The organism is Asanoa siamensis (assembly GCF_016862555.1).
GTDB classification, from domain to species: Bacteria; Actinomycetota; Actinomycetes; order Mycobacteriales; family Micromonosporaceae; genus Asanoa; species Asanoa siamensis.
Genome location: NZ_BONE01000048.1, coordinates 54,128 through 68,879, shown reverse-complemented (window position 1 = coordinate 68,879; position 14,752 = coordinate 54,128). Strand labels below are relative to the sequence as shown.

Below are 14,752 nucleotides of genomic sequence, written 5' to 3'. Positions count from 1 at the left end.
CCGCCCCGCGCTCGCCGCCCGGACGTCACCGCCCCGCGCTCGCCGCCCGGACGTCACCGCCCCGCGCTCGCCGCCCGGACGTCACCGCCCCGCAGTCGTCGTGCCGCGCGTCGCGCGGTGCCGCCGCGTGCCGCTGGGCAGCCTCGCGTCGGCAGCGCGCCTGTTTGTTATGAGTTCAGGGTTTCGCCTGTGGCTATCAGGACCGCCGGGCCTGTGAGTGTGGTGGAGTGGGCGTCCAGGGTGATCGTCAGGCGGCCGCCGGGTAGGTCTACCGCCACCACGCCCGTTGGCCTTCCCGTTTCTTTCAGGGCTACCGCGGCTACCGCGATCGCGCCTGAGCCGCAGGAGAGGGTTTCGCCTGAGCCGCGTTCGAAGACTCGCATCGCGACGTGGGCGTCGACGCCTACCGGGGTCGGGCGCTTGTCCACCGCGATGTGGCCGAACTCCCCGCCGCGGCGGTCCACCGCGATGTGGCCGCGGTCCGGTTGTGCCGGGGGTGGTGAGTCCACGGCGATGTGGCCCTGCTCCCGCCGGTCCGCCGGGGGCGCGTCCACCGCGATATGACCCTGCTCGCGCACGTCCGCCGGGGGCGCGTCCACCGCGATATGACCCTGGTCCCGCCGGTCCGCCGGCGGCGCGTCCACCGCGATGTGGCCCTGTTCCCGGCGGTCCGCCGGAGGTGCGTCCACTGCGATGTGGCCCCTGTCCGGGCCGGGGCGGCGGTCTACCGCGATGTGGCCGAAGGTGGCTGCCTCGCTTGCGCCCGGGACCACGAACTCCACGTTGACGCCCGTGGGGAATGCCGCCGCGTCGTAGGTCGGCGACGTCGTCAGGTCCAGGTCGCCGAGGCTCAGGCCCGATGGCAGGGCGCAGACCAGGTGGGGGTTGCCGACGTCGACCGACGTGCCCGTGAAGGTCAGGCCGCCCAGCGTGGCCGTCGAGCCGCCGCCGACGACGGGGGCCGGCAAGGTTACCGAGACGGCGTCCGGGGTTACCGACGCCTGGACCACGCCTGAGCGGGTCGCGATCGGGAACGTCGGGTCCGGCGCGTAGCCCTGGGCGGCCAGGAAGCGGGCGTAAACGCGTACGCCGTTGCCGCACATCTCGGCGATGGAGCCGTCGGCGTTCCAGTAGTCCATGAACCATTCGGCGTCGCCGGCCATGTCCGCGGCGTCCGCGTGCTTGGCCGAGCGGACCACGCGCAGGACGCCGTCGGCGCCGATGCCGAAGCGGCGGTCGCAGAGTGCCGCGACGAGCGACGGTGTGAGCGCCAGGACCCCGTCGGGATCCGGCAGGATCACGAAGTCGTTGCCTGTGCCGTGCCCCTTGAAGTACCGCACTGTGCCCCCCATCCCTAGCCCCCCGTCAGATACGCCGCCCATCATGGCGCACCCGCCCGGTGCGCGTGGACCGCCCGCAGTGCCAGATCGGCCAGCGCCGGGTCCGTGCCGTCGAGCCAGGTGATCCGGGGGTCGCGGCGGAACCAGGTGCGCTGCCGCCGGACGAAGCGCCGGGTCGCGCGGACCGTCTCGTCCAACGCGTCCTGCTCACTACATTCTTCCGCGAGGAACGCCAGGACCTGCTGGTATCCGAGCGCCCGGCTCGCCGTGCGGCCCTCGCGCAGGCCCTGCGACACCAGCGCGCGGGTCTCCGCGACCAGGCCCGCGGACCACATCGCGTCGACGCGCGCGGCGATCCGGGCGTCCAGCGTCGGGGTCTCGACATCGACCCCAATCTGCACAGAGGGATAAAACGGCACCGGATCGCTGGGTAGGGCCGCCGCGAACGGCGCGCCCGTGAGGGTGATCACCTCCAGGGCGCGGACGATCCGCCGGCCGTTCGTCGGCAGGATTCGCGACGCGGCCACCGGGTCCGCCGCCGTCAGCCGCTCGTGCAGGGCCAGCGGCCCGACAGACGCGAGCTCCGCCTCGAGCGACGCGCGCAACGCGGCGTCCGTACCCGGGAAGTCGAACTCTTCCAGCACCGCCCGCACATAGAGGCCCGAGCCGCCGACCAGCAGCGGCACCTTGCCCCGGGCCAGGATGTCGTCGATCGCCGCCCGGGCGAGGCGCTGGTATTCGGCGACGCTGGCCGGCTCCGTCACCGGCCAGATGTCCAGCACGTGATGGGGCACACCCCGCCGTTCCGCGGGCGTGAGCTTGGCCGTACCGATGTCGAGGCCTTGATAAAGCTGCATCGAGTCGGCGTTGACCACCTCCCCGCCGAGCGACTCGGCGAGGGCCAGGCTGAGGGCGGACTTGCCGGCGGCGGTCGGGCCGACCACGGCGATCACGGTCACGCGGGCACCCAGCTGGCGACGAAATAGCCCACGCCGTACGGCGCCGCGTGGTAGGACAGGTCGCCCCGCCACGTGCCGCCCGCCGCGGCGACCGCGCCGGCCGCCGCCTGGAACGCCGGTCGGCCGGCCACGCCCAGCTCCGTCGAGACCACCGGGTCGAGGCCGTGCAGGACGTCCAGGTCCACGGTGGCCAGCGCCGAAGCCAGGGCGTTGTCGTACGGTTCGGCGCGCGCGTCGTCGTACCCCGGCGACTTGACCCCGCGCGACGCTGACCCGTCACCCATGACGAGCAGCGCCCACGGACCGTCGGGGGCGCAGCATTCGCCGAAGTCGCGGCATTCCGCGGCCGAGGCGGACGACGCGATGCCCTGCATGTTGATCACGACGGGCTGGTGTGGCGGGTGTTGCCGCAACAGCCACGCGCCGATCGCCAGGCTCAACGGCAACTCGCGGCTCTCCAGTGGATCGTGTGGACCGAGCGACACGTCGAGGTCGACACCCCACGGGCGCAAGGAACCCCGCTGCGGCGGGTCATAGGACGTCATGGCCGAATCCGCCCCGAACACCACGATCTGCCGCGCACCGGACCGGCCCAGCGCCGTCACCGCACCGGCGCAGGCCGCGCGGAGGTCGTCGAGCTCGGCGGCGGCTCCCCCGGCCACCTCCGGGACGATCATGGGCGGATGAGGGCAGACCGCAACAGCTACGAGGGTCACCGCATAACGGTATCGGCACGGCAAGCCGTACCCACGTGATTCCCGCCCCGGTCTCCGTATGGTCACGGTCGCCAATAGGCGCTCGACTTGGACGGGGTGGGACCTGTGACAATGCAGCGGTAACAATTCTGCGCTATGGCGACCACCGAAGGGTGCATTCCCGGCGGAGTCGGACGAACGAGGATGGGCACATGAGCGACTGGACGGCCTTCGGACGCGTGGACGCGGAGGGCACGGTTTACGTCAAGACGGCCGAGGGGGAACGGATCGTCGGCTCCTGGCAGGCCGGCTCGCCCGAGGAGGGCCTGGCCCATTTCGCCCGGCGGTTCGCCGACGTGGTGACCGAGGTCGACCTCGTACAGGCCAGGATGGGCTCCGGGGCCGCCGACGCGTCCCACTCGCTCAGCACCATCCGGCGCATCCGTGCGTCTCTGCCCGAGGCACACGTGGTCGGCGACATCGACGGGCTCATCGCCCGGCTCGACAAGCTCGCCGAGGCCGCCGAGGCCAAGGCCGGCGAGGCGCGGGCCGCCCGGGAGACCGCGCGCGCCGAGGCGCTGGCCCGCAAGACCCAGCTCGTCGAGGAGGCCGAGAAGATCGCGGCCGAGTCCACCGGCTGGAAGTCGGCCGGCGACCGGCTCAAGGAGATCCTCGACGAGTGGAAGACCATCCGCGGGGTCGACAAGAAGTCCGACGGCGAGCTGTGGAAGCGGTTCGCGGCCGCCCGTGACGGTTTCACCCGCCGGCGCGGCGCGCACTTCGCGACCCTGGACGGCCAGCGCAAGCAGGCCCAGACCGCCAAGGAAGCGCTGGTCACCGAGGCCGAGTCGCTGCAGGGGTCGACCGACTGGGGCCCGACCGCCGCGCGGCTCAAGGACCTGATGACCGAGTGGAAGGCCGCGCCGCGCGCCTCGAAGGAGGCCGAGCAGCGCCTCTGGGAGAGGTTCCGCGCCGCGCAGGACGCCTTCTTCACCAACCGCAGCACGGTGTTCTCGGCCCGCGACGCCGAGCAGCGCGGCAACCTCGACCGCAAGCAGGCGCTGGTCGTCGAGGCCGAGGCCATCGACGTCGACTCCGACCCGCGCGCCGCGCAGGCCAGGCTCCGCGAGATCCAGGGCCAGTGGCACGACGCGGGCCGGGTGCCGCGCGACGTCGCCGGTGGTCTCGACCGCCGGATGCGTGCGGTCGAGGAGAAGGTCCGGGTCGCGATGGACTCGGCCTGGCGCCGCACCGAGCCGTCGGCCAACCCGCTGCTGGCGCAGATGCGCGAGCAGGTGGCGGAGGCCGAGCAGCGCCTCGAGCGGGCCCGGCACGCGGGCGACGCCAAGCGGATCCGCGAGGCCGAGAACGCGCTGAACCAGAAGCGGCAGTTCCTGAATCTGGCCGAGCAGGCCAATTAAATTCGGTTTTGCCCGGGTCCGCGGTGGTCCGGACCGTTGCTCCCGCCGGAGAACGGGCCGGTCCCTGGCGGGCCCGGCCCTGCCAGGCTCGCGGTGCCAAGATCGCCCAAAACTGTCGGTGGTGCCTGACACACTCCGTGCATGAGTGACGACCTGGCGGTATGGGAAGGCGCCGCGGCTGAGCACGGGCTTGTCTGTCTCGACCCGCGGCCAGGCCTGCGCTGGCCCGCGCCCGAAGAGCTATGAAGCGCCGGGATACTCGGCCGTCACCTCGCCGCCGAACAGCCGCCAGTAGAACGCGTTCATCCGGGCGGCCGTCGGCGCGTGGCGGGCGAGGATCCCGGCGACCGGTTGTGGCACGTCCGCGGGGATGTCGCCACCGGCGCACCTGGTGACGTAGGCGTTGCGGGCCACCGGGCCGCCGTGTGCCGGGGTCGGCACGCCGCAGACGTTGGTGACCAGCCAGTCGGTCAACGTCATCGAGGCGTAGCCGGCGTCGTGGGTGGCATTGCGCTCCGCGAACCTGCGCTCGGCCGCGGACAGGTCGAAGCGGGCGGATGTCGCCAGACCGAAGTCGGCCAGATAGATCCGCTCGCCGTCGGCGAGCAGGTTGCCCATGTGCGGGTCCAGGTGAAGGAGGTGGAGGTCACGCAGGAGACCCACCATTGCGGACAGTTGCCGCTCCACTGTCTCCGCGCGGTCCAGCGGGTCGTCGCTCAGCGAGTCGTGCAGGCGGTAGGGCACGTGCTCGAGAAACAGCACGAGGCTCGACGACGCGTCGGCCAGGGCGGCGAGGCGGTCGCGGACGGCGGGCGACCCACCCATCAACGCCACGACGGCGTCGACGTCCGCGTGCTCGTCGGCGGTTGGTGGTCGGCCAGGTAGGACGCGCCAGTGATAGAGCAGGGGAAACCCGGCCGCGTCATCCCTAAGGCCGGCCGGCGACGAGCCGACGGCGGCATCGAACGGAGCCGCAGGCGCTTCCGCGGCGTCCGTTGCGGGTGAGATCGCGGGGGCGCTGCGAGCGAGATCTCCGGCGGACCTTGTGGTGCTTGTGGAGAGGCGTGGCGTTGCGCGGGCTTCGGGGGCGGTCAGGGCCGTGGTGATGAGCTGGTTGGCGGCCAGTTCTCGCCAGGCGTTGAAGCTTGGGCCGCCGACCCCGTACTGGCAGTGGATCGGGAGGTCGAACAGGTTTGCCGTCGAGTGTGGACGGTTCAGCTCTCGGTTCGTGAGGGGGATGCGCTTCGCGAAGACACGTATGCCGGCTATCGAGAAGACCGAGGAGGCGCCGCCTACGCCGATGGGGCCTGGGGTTCCGTTGTCGATCAAGGCTGTCAGGTCCGTGTCGCTCAGCGCCGACAGGAGGCGTGCGGCCCTGGCGAAACGGGACCGGCGGTGCATCAGTCCGTGACCCGTGTCGGTTGGCCGTGTTGCCAGGCTGCCGTGCTCGCCGTGCGTTGCGGTGTCGACAGCGGAGCCCGTTGCCAGGCGCCGTCCGCTGTCAGCGTCGCCACCTCGCCCGCCGGTAGGTCCGCCAGCGCGCTCAACGACGGGTGCCGTTCCACCGCGTGGCCCAGGTAGCCGAGGCACAGGTCGTCAGCCTCGTACCCGCGGGCGTCGAGCACGTCGAACGCGCCCTCGTCGAACGCCACCAGCGTCGGCGTGGTCTCGCCGGCCAGCAGCGCGCGGGTCGTCAGCGACCAGCTGTCCGGCTCCGCGGGCAAGGGGAAAGAGCCTGCGTAGGTGCCGACGAGCTGCCAGCTGCCCCGCGGGTGCGCGGATACCGGCAGCCACCCGAACGCCTGCCGGGTGCGGCTGCTCACCGTCGCCTCGTCGTTCCAGGGCCAGCGGCCCGCCGCGTCCGGCCAGACCAGCTGCCAGACCGGGACCGACCAGCCGCGGTAGAACCGGTTGGCCGTGCCGAACAGCGCGTCCCGCCACGACTCGTCGACCGGGCGCAGCATCGTCTCGTGGCCCTCGATCACACCGGTGAACGGCACCGACGCAGCCGGCCAGCCGATCTCGCGCAGGCGGTCGACGGCCGCGTTCAGCCAGTGTTGCATGTGGTCGCCGGCCAGGCCGAACATCACCATCTCGGGCATCTGGTACGAGTGCCAGAGGCCGATCGTGTAGGCGAACTCGACCGTGCCCGGCACCCGCAGCACGCACCAGCCGTGCTTCGAGACCGCGGCGATCGTGTCGGCGTCCCGACTCCGGCGCACGCCGGCGCAGATCACGCAGAAACAGCCCTGATCTTGCACGCCCGGATCCTATCGGCACCTTGACCCACGGCATCGACCGCGATCAGAATGGACGCGGAGCCAGGGCACGCACCGCGCGGCGCGCATCGCGCGGACCTCCGTACCCCGTGAATGGGAGCCCTGGCACATGCAACGCAATCCTGTCCGCGCCGCCTTCGTCGCGGTTCTGATCACGGCCGCGGCCGTCCTCGGCGGCGTCACGCTGTCGAGCGCGCCGGCCCGAGCCGCCGGCACCGGCACCGGTTACCTGCACACGAGCGGCAACAAGATCGTCGACAGCACCGGCGCGACCGTGCGGCTCACCGGGATCAACTGGTTCGGCATGGAGACCGACAACAGGACCTTCCACGGCCTGTGGTCGAGCAACCCGTGGCGCAACCAGATCGACACCATGGCCAACCTCGGTTACAACACGCTGCGCATCCCGTTCTCCAACGACGCGCTGAAGCCCGGCGCGATCGCCACCGGCATCAACGACTTCGTCAACCCCGACCTGGTCGGCAACTCTCCACTGCAGATCCTGGACAAGGTCATCGCGTACGCCGGCGGCAAAGGCATGCGGGTGATCCTCGACCGGCACCGGCCGACCAGCGCGGGGCAGACGGCGCTCTGGTACACGGCCGCCGTGCCGGAGAGCACCTGGATCAGCGACTGGCGCATGCTGGCCCAGCGCTACGCCGGCAACACCACCGTGATCGGCGCCGACCTGCACAACGAGCCGCACGCCGAGGGCACGAACCCGGCCGCGACCGGCGCGTGCTGGGGCTGCGGCGACACCGCGCGGGACTGGCGTCTGGCCGCCGAGCGGGCCGGCAACGCGATTCTCGGCGTACAACCGAACTGGCTCATCTTCGTCGAGGGCGTGAGCTGCCCGAGCGGCGGACTGTCCAATGTGTGGGACGGCGATACCAGCAACGACGAGGACTGTGGCTGGTGGGGCGGCAACCTGAGCAGGGCCGGCGAGTTCCCGGTGCGGCTGTCGGTGGCCGACCGGCTGGTCTACTCGCCGCACGACTACGCGATCTCGGTCTACCACCAGGACTGGTTCGACGCGCCGGACTACCCGGCCAACATGCCGGCGATCTGGGACAAGTACTGGGGATACCTGTTCAAGCAGAACCGCGCGCCGATCATGCTCGGCGAGTTCGGCACGACGCTGGCCGACCCGAAGGACCGGGTCTGGCTGACGAACCTGATGTCCTATCTGGGCAGTGGCGTCAACGGGATGTCGTTCACCTACTGGTCGTGGAACCCCAACTCGGGCGACACGGGCGGCATCGCCAACGACGACTGGACCACGATCAACCAGGCTAAACAGTCGATCATCAGCCCGTATCTGATCGCTCCGGTGGGCGCGGGCGGCCCGACCGGCGGTCCGACCGGCGGGCCTACGACGCCGGCGCAGGGTGACTGCGACGCCACCTACCGCCAGACCAACGCCTGGCAGGGCGGCTTCCAGGGCGAGGTGACGGTGACCAACCAGGGCACCGCGCCGGCGAACCCGTGGCGGGTGACCTGGACGTGGCCGGCCGGCGTCACGCTCGGCAGCGGTTGGAACGCCACCGTCACCCAGTCCGGCACGACGATCACCGCGGCGGCACCGACCTGGTCACCGGCCCTCGCCCCGGACGCGTCGGTGACGATCGGCTTCACGGCGAACGGCACCGCGGCCACACCGGCCGCGACCGCGCTCAACGGCACGGCCTGCTGAGCAACCCCCGAACCGGCGGCGGCGGGTAACCCACGGCCCGCCGCCGCCCCGGAGCTACTGCACGGAGCAGGCGGAAGCCGCCGGGGCCAGTTGGATCGGTGGCTTGCCGAGGGTGGGCATGCCCAGGTTGACGCCCGGTGTGCGGGCCGTGCGGCCCGCTTCGAAGGCGTCGCCCGCGCGGGTGCGGCGGTGCGAGAGCGGCGCGCCGTCGGCGTTGAGGTGGTGGGGCGCCGCGTAGGTGACCACCGTCTCCACGATGTCGCCCGGTCGGATGCCCGCCAGGTCGCCCGTCGCGAAGTGCACCAGGCGCCCGTCGCGGGCCCGGCCCGACATCCGGCCCGTCCGCTCGTCCTTGCGGCCCTCGCCGACCGCGACCAGCACCTCGACCGTCGCGCCGACCAGGGCCCTGTTCTCCGACCAGGTGGTCTCTTCGACGACCGCCATCAGCCGTTCGTAGCGGTCCTGCACGACCGCCTTCGGCACCTGGTCGGCCATCGTCGCGGCGGGTGTGCCGGGGCGCGGCGAGTACTGGAAAGTAAAAGCGCTGGAGAACCGGGCCGCGCGCACCACGTCGAGGGTGCGCTCGAAGTCGTCCTCGGTCTCGCCCGGGAAGCCCACGATGATGTCGGTCGTGATGGCCGCGTCGGGCATCGCCGCGCGTACCTTCTCGATGATCCCGAGGTAGCGCTCCTGCCGGTAGGAACGGCGCATCGCCTTCAGCACCGCGTCGGAACCGGACTGCAGCGGCATGTGCAGCGAGTGGCAGACGTTGGGCGTCTCGGCCATCGCGGCGATCACGTCGTCGGTGAAGTCCTTGGGGTGCGGGCTGGTGAAACGGACCCGCTCGAGGCCCTCGATGGCACCCGTCGCGCGGAGGAGCTTGCCGAACGCGAGGCGGTCACCGAACTCCACGCCGTACGAGTTGACGTTCTGTCCCAGCAGCGTCACCTCGAGCACACCCTCGGCGACCAGCGCCTCGACCTCGGCCAGGATCTCGCCCGGCCGGCGGTCCTTCTCCTTGCCGCGCAGCGACGGCACGATGCAGAAGGTGCAGGTGTTGTTGCAGCCGACGGAGATCGAGACCCAACCGGCGTACGAGGACTCGCGGCGGGTCGGCAGCGTCGACGGGAAGACCTCGAGCGACTCGAGGATCTCGACCTCGGCGTCGGCGTTGTGCCGGGCCCGCTCCAGCAGCGTCGGCAGCGAGCCGATGTTGTGCGTGCCGAACACGACGTCGACCCAGGGCGCCTTCTTGACGATCTCGCCGCGGTCCTTCTGGGCGAGGCAGCCGCCGACGGCGATCTGCATGTCGGGCCGCCGCGTCTTGGCCGGCCGCAGGTGGCCGAGGTTGCCGTAGAGCCGGTTGTCGGCATTTTCCCGGACGGCACAGGTGTTGAAGACCACCACGTCGGCGTCTTCCGCCTCGGCCCGGACATAGCCGGCCGCCTCGAGCAGCCCGGAGATCCGCTCGGAGTCGTGCACGTTCATCTGGCAGCCGTATGTGCGCACCTGGTAGGTGCGGGGGCTGGCCTGGGCCGCTGTAGTCATGACCCCTACAGGGTAGCCGCCGGTGATGCTCAGGCGGCCAGCCCCGGGACCACCCTGTCCGGGGTCCACCACGACTGCTGGCAGGGCACCCGCCACCTGCTGCACCACGGGTCGTGGCCGGTGCACGGCCGCGGGTTGGACAGCGCGGCGCCGTCGTCGGTTTCCGAGACATCCACGTGTACGGGTCGCAGGGTGCCGTCCGCGGTGGCCAGCACGTGCCGGTCCGGGATCAGGGTGTCGTCGGCGAGCAGGATGCGGCAGCGCAGCAGCGACGCGACCTCGGCCGCGGCGGCCGGCTCGGTGACCTCGGACGGTGGCCCGTAGCAGTCGATCGCCACCGGGAACTCGCCGTCGCCCCGCCACACGTCGCAGAGCACCGCGTCGACCGGCGGGTCGTCGTCACCCATCGGAACGACCGCGCACCCCGTGACGACGGTGAGTGCGCGCATGATGACGGAAGGTGCCAGGGGCACGTCCGCGTGCCAGTTCCAGATCGCGGAGCCCTGCCCGAAGGAGACCGGAGGGATCGCCATACCAACGATCGTGCCTGCCTGCGGGCGTGTGCGGAGCCCGCGTTACCGCTCCGTGACCGTTCACAGCCTGTCCTGACACATCGTCACCCTTAGAGTGGCTCCATCCAAGAGGGAGGTGTCGATGGTCGCGGGTGACGCGTCGCAGGAGCCGCTGATCGTGCTCGACAAGGTCAACAAGTTCTTCGGCGACCTGCACGTGCTGCGCGACGTCGACTTGTCGGTCGGTCGTGGCGAGGTTGTCGTCGTGATCGGACCGTCAGGTTCGGGCAAGTCGACTCTCTGTCGAGCGATCAACCGGCTGGAGACCATCAGCTCCGGGCAGATCACGTTCGACGGCAAGGCGCTGCCGGCCGAGGGCCGCGCGCTCGCCCGCCTGCGCAGTGACGTGGGCATGGTGTTCCAGTCGTTCAACCTGTTCGCCCACAAGACGATCCTCGAGAACGTCACGCTGGGTCCGATCAAGGTGCGCAAGGACAAACCGGAAGAGGCGCGCAAGCGCGGCATGACCCTCCTCGAACGGGTGGGCATCGCCAACCAGGCGGGGAAATACCCGGCGCAGCTCTCGGGTGGCCAGCAGCAGCGCGCGGCGATCGCGCGCGCGCTGGCGATGCAGCCCAAGGCCATGCTCTTCGACGAGCCGACCAGCGCGCTCGACCCCGAGATGGTGGGCGAGGTGCTCGACGTCATGACGTCACTCGCCCGGGACGGCATGACGATGGTCGTGGTCACCCACGAGATGGGTTTCGCGCGGCATGCCGCGAACCGCGTGGTGTTCATGGCGGACGGTCAGCTCGTCGAGCAGGCCGAGCCGGGCGAGTTCTTCGCCAACCCGCGCAGTGACCGGGCCAAGGACTTCCTTTCCAAGATCCTTACTCACTGACCCCCGTTCTTCACGTTTCCTGGCACACCAAGGGATCCGGCGGCACGGCGCCGGGTCTCCTCCACGAGAAGGAGAAGTACATGCGGATGACGCGCGTTGCGGCCACCGCCGCGGCGGCAGTGCTCGCACTGACGATGGCGGCCTGTGGTGACGACGGTGGCAGCGGCACCGGGACCGGGAGCGGCACGGGCACCGGCAGCGGCGACTCGAACGCGACCGGCGTGATCGCCAAGGCCGCGTCCGGCACCCTGAAGGTCGGCGTCAAGGCCGACCAGCCGGGTCTCGGCCTGCAGACCGGCACCTCCTACGAGGGCTTCGACATCGAGATGGCGAAGATCATCGCCAAGGGTCTCGGCATGCAGGAGTCCGGCATCCAGTACGTGACCACGGTGTCGGCCAATCGCGAGCCCTACATCCAGCAGGGCACCGTCGACCTGGTGATCGCGACCTACACGATCAACGAAGAGCGCAAGACGAAGGTCAACTTCGCCGGACCGTACTTCATGGCCGGCCAGGATCTGCTCGTGCCGACCGACTCCACGATCACCGCGCCGGAGCAGCTCGCCGGCAAGAAGGTCTGCTCCGTGACGGGCTCGACCCCGGCCAAGCGCATCGATGAGAAGTACCAGGGCGCGCAGCTGCAGCTCTTCGACGCCTACTCGAAGTGCATCACGGCGCTGGCCGGCAAGCAGGTCGACGCGGTGACCACCGACGACATCATCCTCGCCGGCTACGCCTCCCAGCCGCAGTTCGCCGGCAAGTTCAAGGTCGTGGGCAAGCCGTTCTCCGAGGAGCCCTACGGCATCGGCCTCGCCAAGGACGACAAGGCGAGCTGCGACAAGATCAACGAAATCCTGAAGGCCGCCGCGACCGACGGTAGCTACAAGGCCGCCTGGGACAAGACGCTCGGCAAGAGCGGGACCCCGGCTCCGGAGCTCGACACCAGCAAGTTCACCAACTGCGCCTGACGCACGACGCGCGGGGCCGGCGGCGGACACGCCGCCGGCCCCGCGCGCGGTAGGCCACCCGAAGGGAGGAGCGGGGCGTGCCCGTTTTCAGCGATCCCACCAACTTCGACGCGTACGTGTCGGGTTTCCTGTGGATCCTCAAGTTGACCGGAGCGTCGGCGCTGCTGGCCCTGGTCCTGGGCGTGCTGCTGGCCGGGATGCGGGTGTCGCCCGTGCCGGTCCTGCGCTGGTTCGGCGCGGCGTGGGTCAACATCTTCCGGAACACCCCGCTGACCCTGATCATCTTTTTCTGCTACTTCGGTCTGTACGCCACGCTGTCCATCACGTTGAGCGACGACCTGATCCTCAACAACTTCTGGCTCGGCGTCGTCGGACTCTCCGTCTACACGGCCGCGTTCGTCTGCGAGGCGCTGCGCTCGGGCATCAACACGGTGCCGGCGGGCCAGGCCGAGGCGGCGCGGGCCATCGGGCTCACGTTCAGCCAGACGCTGCGGATCGTGGTGCTCCCCCAGGCCGGCCGCGCGGTCATCGCGCCGCTGGGGAGCGTGCTGATCGCGCTCTGCAAGAACACCACCATCGTCGGCACGATCGGCCTGCTCGAGGCGAGCAACGTCATGAAGCAGCTGATTAACGACAACGGTGACCAGGTGATCCTGATCTTCCTCGTCTTCGCCGGCACGTTCGCGGCCGTGCTCATTCCCGTCGGCTACTTCTTCGGGTGGCTGGCCAACCGACTGGCGGTGAAGCGGTGAACGGCGAAACGGTCCTCTACGACCACCCCGGGCCCCGGGCGAAGGTCCGCAACGCGATCCTGACCGTCGTCTTCGGCGCGCTGATCCTGGCGCTGCTCTACTGGATCTACCGCCAGTTCGACGAGAAGGGCCAGTTCACCAAGGTCCTGTGGGAGCCGTTCCTGCAGGGCGACGTCTGGAAGAACTTCATCCTTCCGGGCATCGAGGGCACGCTGAAGGCGGCCGCGACGGCGATGGTCCTCGCGCTCGCGTTCGGCCTGATCTTCTCGATCGGGCGGCTGTCGGAACACCGCTGGATCAGCGTGCCGGCGGGCGTGGTGGTCGAGTTCTTCCGTGCCGTACCGCTGCTCCTGATGATCTTCTTCATCTCGTTCGGCGTGCCGTTCCTGATCGACTCGCCCGTGCCGCCGTTCTGGTCGGTGGTCATCGGTTTGACCCTCTACAACGGGTCGGTGCTGGCGGAGGCGTTCCGCGCCGGCATCCGGGCGGTGCCGACGGGTCAGAGCGAGGCGGCGTACGCGGTCGGCATGCGCAAGAGCGCGGTGATGCGGCACATCCTGGTGCCGCAGGCGGCCCGGGCGATGCTGCCGGTGATCGTCAGCCAGCTCGTCGTGCTGCTGAAGGACACGGCGCTCGGCTACATCGTGTCGTACTCGGAGCTGCTGCAGCTCGGCGTCAACGTGGTCGCCGCGAACTTCTTCAACGTGATCCAGGCCGCGATCGTGGCCGCGGTGCTCTACATCGTGGTCAACTTCGCGCTGACCGGGCTGGCCAACTACCTCGACCGCCGCACGCGGCGGAGCGGCATCAAGCCCGTGCCCGTCGACCAGGGCGCGGCGATGGGTGGGGGCGGCAACGTCTAGACATCCCGCGCGTACGACGGGCTTCGCCGGGCCTTCCCGCCGGGCGGAGCCCGTTGTCGTCGGTTTTGGTGCTGTTCTAGGACGCCGGCCGCTGATCGTCAGGCGGCGAGCAGGGCGATGATCTCGTCCGTGGGGCGGACGTCGCCGAACGTGCGGTAGATCGTGTAGAGCGTGGCGTTGTGGTCCTCGTCGCGGCGGGCCGACGTGCCGTCCGCGACCATGACGACGCGGTAGCCGAGGGTGCTGGCGTCACGGGCCGACGACTCGCAGCAGACGTTGGTCACGGTGCCCGTGATGAGCACGGTGTCGACGCCGCGTCGCTCGAGCAGGGCCGGCAATGGTGAGTGGCCGGGGAAGAAGGCGCTGGCCGCGGTCTTCTCGACGAACAGGTCCGCGTCGTCGGGCTCGAACTCTCGCCACAGGCGCTGCCGGGGCGGGCCGTCGCCGCCGCTGCGGGCGAACATCGCGGCGGTCGCGGCGCCGTAGAACTCCTGGCGGATCGGCGACGGCTCGGTGTAGCCGGGCAGCACCCAGGCGACCGTGCCACCGGCCGTACGCACAGCGGTGGCGAGCCGGGAGATGTTGGGGACGATCCCGAACGTGTACGGGTTGTCGTCGACGAAGAACGGCACCATGTCGACGACGATCAGCGCGGTGCGGGTCGCGTCGAGGCTGGCGTAGGCGTGCCTGCGGCCCCGCCGCGCCTCGTGCCGCCGGATCTCCCGCTCCTCGATCCGCCAGGCGTGGACCTTGCGCTCCATGGTCTTTTCTCTTCGAGGGTGAGGCTCGCGGACGTGGCAGCGGAGCGAAGCGGAGCGGTG

At 70.5% G+C, this 14,752-nt stretch carries 14 protein-coding genes; 6 read left to right on the top strand and 8 right to left on the bottom strand.

All coding sequences use genetic code 11. The annotated features are described in order from the left end of the window. Nucleotides 1-167: 167 nt before the first annotated feature. Genes dapF through Asi02nite_RS26640 form a run of 3 tightly spaced genes read right to left on the bottom strand, consistent with a single transcriptional unit; the run spans nucleotide 168 to nucleotide 2,976 of the window. Nucleotides 168-1,340, bottom strand: a complete 1,173-nt coding sequence (gene dapF / locus Asi02nite_RS42805; protein WP_373312331.1) for a diaminopimelate epimerase — start codon at nucleotides 1,338-1,340, stop codon at nucleotides 168-170. 41 nt (nucleotides 1,341-1,381) lie between these two features. Beyond that, entirely contained in the window at nucleotides 1,382-2,299 is a 918-nt protein-coding gene (gene miaA, locus Asi02nite_RS26645; RefSeq protein WP_203716651.1) for a tRNA (adenosine(37)-N6)-dimethylallyltransferase MiaA, read from the bottom strand. Continuing rightward, complete coding sequence (locus Asi02nite_RS26640; RefSeq protein ID WP_203716650.1) at nucleotides 2,296-2,976, bottom strand: class III extradiol ring-cleavage dioxygenase family protein; 681 nt, start codon at nucleotides 2,974-2,976, stop codon at nucleotides 2,296-2,298. The genes miaA and Asi02nite_RS26640 overlap by 4 nt, the downstream gene beginning before the upstream one ends. Nucleotides 2,977-3,206: 230 nt before the next feature. On the opposite strand from Asi02nite_RS26640, the gene Asi02nite_RS26635 reads away from it, so the two are divergent. Further along, nucleotides 3,207-4,415, top strand: a complete 1,209-nt coding sequence (locus Asi02nite_RS26635) for a DUF349 domain-containing protein (RefSeq protein WP_203716649.1) — start codon at nucleotides 3,207-3,209, stop codon at nucleotides 4,413-4,415. Nucleotides 4,416-4,655: 240 nt separating this feature from the next. Here the strand turns inward: Asi02nite_RS26635 and Asi02nite_RS26630 are convergent, their stop codons facing one another. After that, a complete protein-coding gene (locus tag Asi02nite_RS26630) occupies nucleotides 4,656-5,240 on the bottom strand; it encodes a hypothetical protein (protein ID WP_203716648.1) in 585 nt (194 codons plus the stop codon). 575 nt (nucleotides 5,241-5,815) lie between these two features. Further along, nucleotides 5,816-6,676 (bottom strand): DUF4262 domain-containing protein, encoded by an 861-nt coding sequence (locus Asi02nite_RS26625; protein WP_203716647.1) that lies wholly within the window; start codon nucleotides 6,674-6,676, stop codon nucleotides 5,816-5,818. 127 nt (nucleotides 6,677-6,803) lie between these two features. Between Asi02nite_RS26625 and Asi02nite_RS26620 the strand changes: the two genes are divergently transcribed. Further along, entirely contained in the window at nucleotides 6,804-8,387 is a 1,584-nt protein-coding gene (locus Asi02nite_RS26620; RefSeq protein WP_203716646.1) for a cellulase family glycosylhydrolase, read from the top strand. A gap of 54 nt (nucleotides 8,388-8,441) precedes the next feature. Here the strand turns inward: Asi02nite_RS26620 and miaB are convergent, their stop codons facing one another. Both miaB and Asi02nite_RS26610 read right to left on the bottom strand, forming a co-directional pair. Beyond that, a complete protein-coding gene (miaB, locus tag Asi02nite_RS26615; protein WP_203716645.1) occupies nucleotides 8,442-9,935 on the bottom strand; it encodes a tRNA (N6-isopentenyl adenosine(37)-C2)-methylthiotransferase MiaB in 1,494 nt (497 codons plus the stop codon). 29 nt (nucleotides 9,936-9,964) lie between these two features. After that, nucleotides 9,965-10,468 (bottom strand): hypothetical protein, encoded by a 504-nt coding sequence (locus Asi02nite_RS26610; RefSeq protein WP_203716644.1) that lies wholly within the window; start codon nucleotides 10,466-10,468, stop codon nucleotides 9,965-9,967. Nucleotides 10,469-10,589: 121 nt separating this feature from the next. Between Asi02nite_RS26610 and Asi02nite_RS26605 the strand changes: the two genes are divergently transcribed. The 4 genes from Asi02nite_RS26605 to Asi02nite_RS26590 all read left to right on the top strand — a co-directional run bounded on the left by Asi02nite_RS26605 (nucleotide 10,590) and on the right by Asi02nite_RS26590 (nucleotide 13,931). Beyond that, nucleotides 10,590-11,348 carry an amino acid ABC transporter ATP-binding protein gene (locus Asi02nite_RS26605; protein WP_203716643.1) on the top strand — a complete coding sequence of 253 codons (759 nt, stop codon included), beginning with the start codon at nucleotides 10,590-10,592 and terminating at the stop codon, nucleotides 11,346-11,348. A gap of 80 nt (nucleotides 11,349-11,428) precedes the next feature. Next, on the top strand, nucleotides 11,429-12,316 hold the full coding sequence (locus tag Asi02nite_RS26600) for a glutamate ABC transporter substrate-binding protein (RefSeq protein ID WP_203716642.1): 888 nt from the start codon (nucleotides 11,429-11,431) through the stop codon (nucleotides 12,314-12,316). Nucleotides 12,317-12,393: 77 nt separating this feature from the next. Then, a complete protein-coding gene (locus tag Asi02nite_RS26595) occupies nucleotides 12,394-13,068 on the top strand; it encodes an amino acid ABC transporter permease (RefSeq protein WP_203716641.1) in 675 nt (224 codons plus the stop codon). Continuing rightward, nucleotides 13,065-13,931 carry an amino acid ABC transporter permease gene (locus tag Asi02nite_RS26590; RefSeq protein ID WP_203716640.1) on the top strand — a complete coding sequence of 289 codons (867 nt, stop codon included), beginning with the start codon at nucleotides 13,065-13,067 and terminating at the stop codon, nucleotides 13,929-13,931. The genes Asi02nite_RS26595 and Asi02nite_RS26590 overlap by 4 nt, the downstream gene beginning before the upstream one ends. 98 nt (nucleotides 13,932-14,029) lie before the next feature. Here Asi02nite_RS26590 and Asi02nite_RS26585 read toward each other — a convergent pair whose 3' ends face one another. After that, nucleotides 14,030-14,692, bottom strand: a complete 663-nt coding sequence (locus tag Asi02nite_RS26585) for a cysteine hydrolase family protein (protein WP_203716639.1) — start codon at nucleotides 14,690-14,692, stop codon at nucleotides 14,030-14,032. Nucleotides 14,693-14,752: the final 60 nt, after the last annotated feature.

Excerpts from the sequence above, each read along its gene's own strand:
- Asi02nite_RS26610 (WP_203716644.1), bottom strand. The coding sequence starts at position 10,468 with ATGGCGATCCCTCCGGTCTCCTTCGGGCAGGGCTCCGCGATCTGGAAC.
- Asi02nite_RS26630 (WP_203716648.1), bottom strand. The coding sequence starts at position 5,240 with ATGGGTGGGTCGCCCGCCGTCCGCGACCGCCTCGCCGCCCTGGCCGAC.
- Asi02nite_RS26605 (WP_203716643.1), top strand. The coding sequence starts at position 10,590 with ATGGTCGCGGGTGACGCGTCGCAGGAGCCGCTGATCGTGCTCGACAAG.
- Asi02nite_RS26640 (WP_203716650.1), bottom strand. The coding sequence starts at position 2,976 with ATGATCGTCCCGGAGGTGGCCGGGGGAGCCGCCGCCGAGCTCGACGAC.
- Asi02nite_RS26620 (WP_203716646.1), top strand. The coding sequence starts at position 6,804 with ATGCAACGCAATCCTGTCCGCGCCGCCTTCGTCGCGGTTCTGATCACG.
- Asi02nite_RS26635 (WP_203716649.1), top strand. The coding sequence starts at position 3,207 with ATGAGCGACTGGACGGCCTTCGGACGCGTGGACGCGGAGGGCACGGTT.
- Asi02nite_RS26600 (WP_203716642.1), top strand. The coding sequence starts at position 11,429 with ATGCGGATGACGCGCGTTGCGGCCACCGCCGCGGCGGCAGTGCTCGCA.
- miaB (WP_203716645.1), bottom strand. The coding sequence starts at position 9,935 with ATGACTACAGCGGCCCAGGCCAGCCCCCGCACCTACCAGGTGCGCACA.
- Asi02nite_RS26585 (WP_203716639.1), bottom strand. The coding sequence starts at position 14,692 with ATGGAGCGCAAGGTCCACGCCTGGCGGATCGAGGAGCGGGAGATCCGG.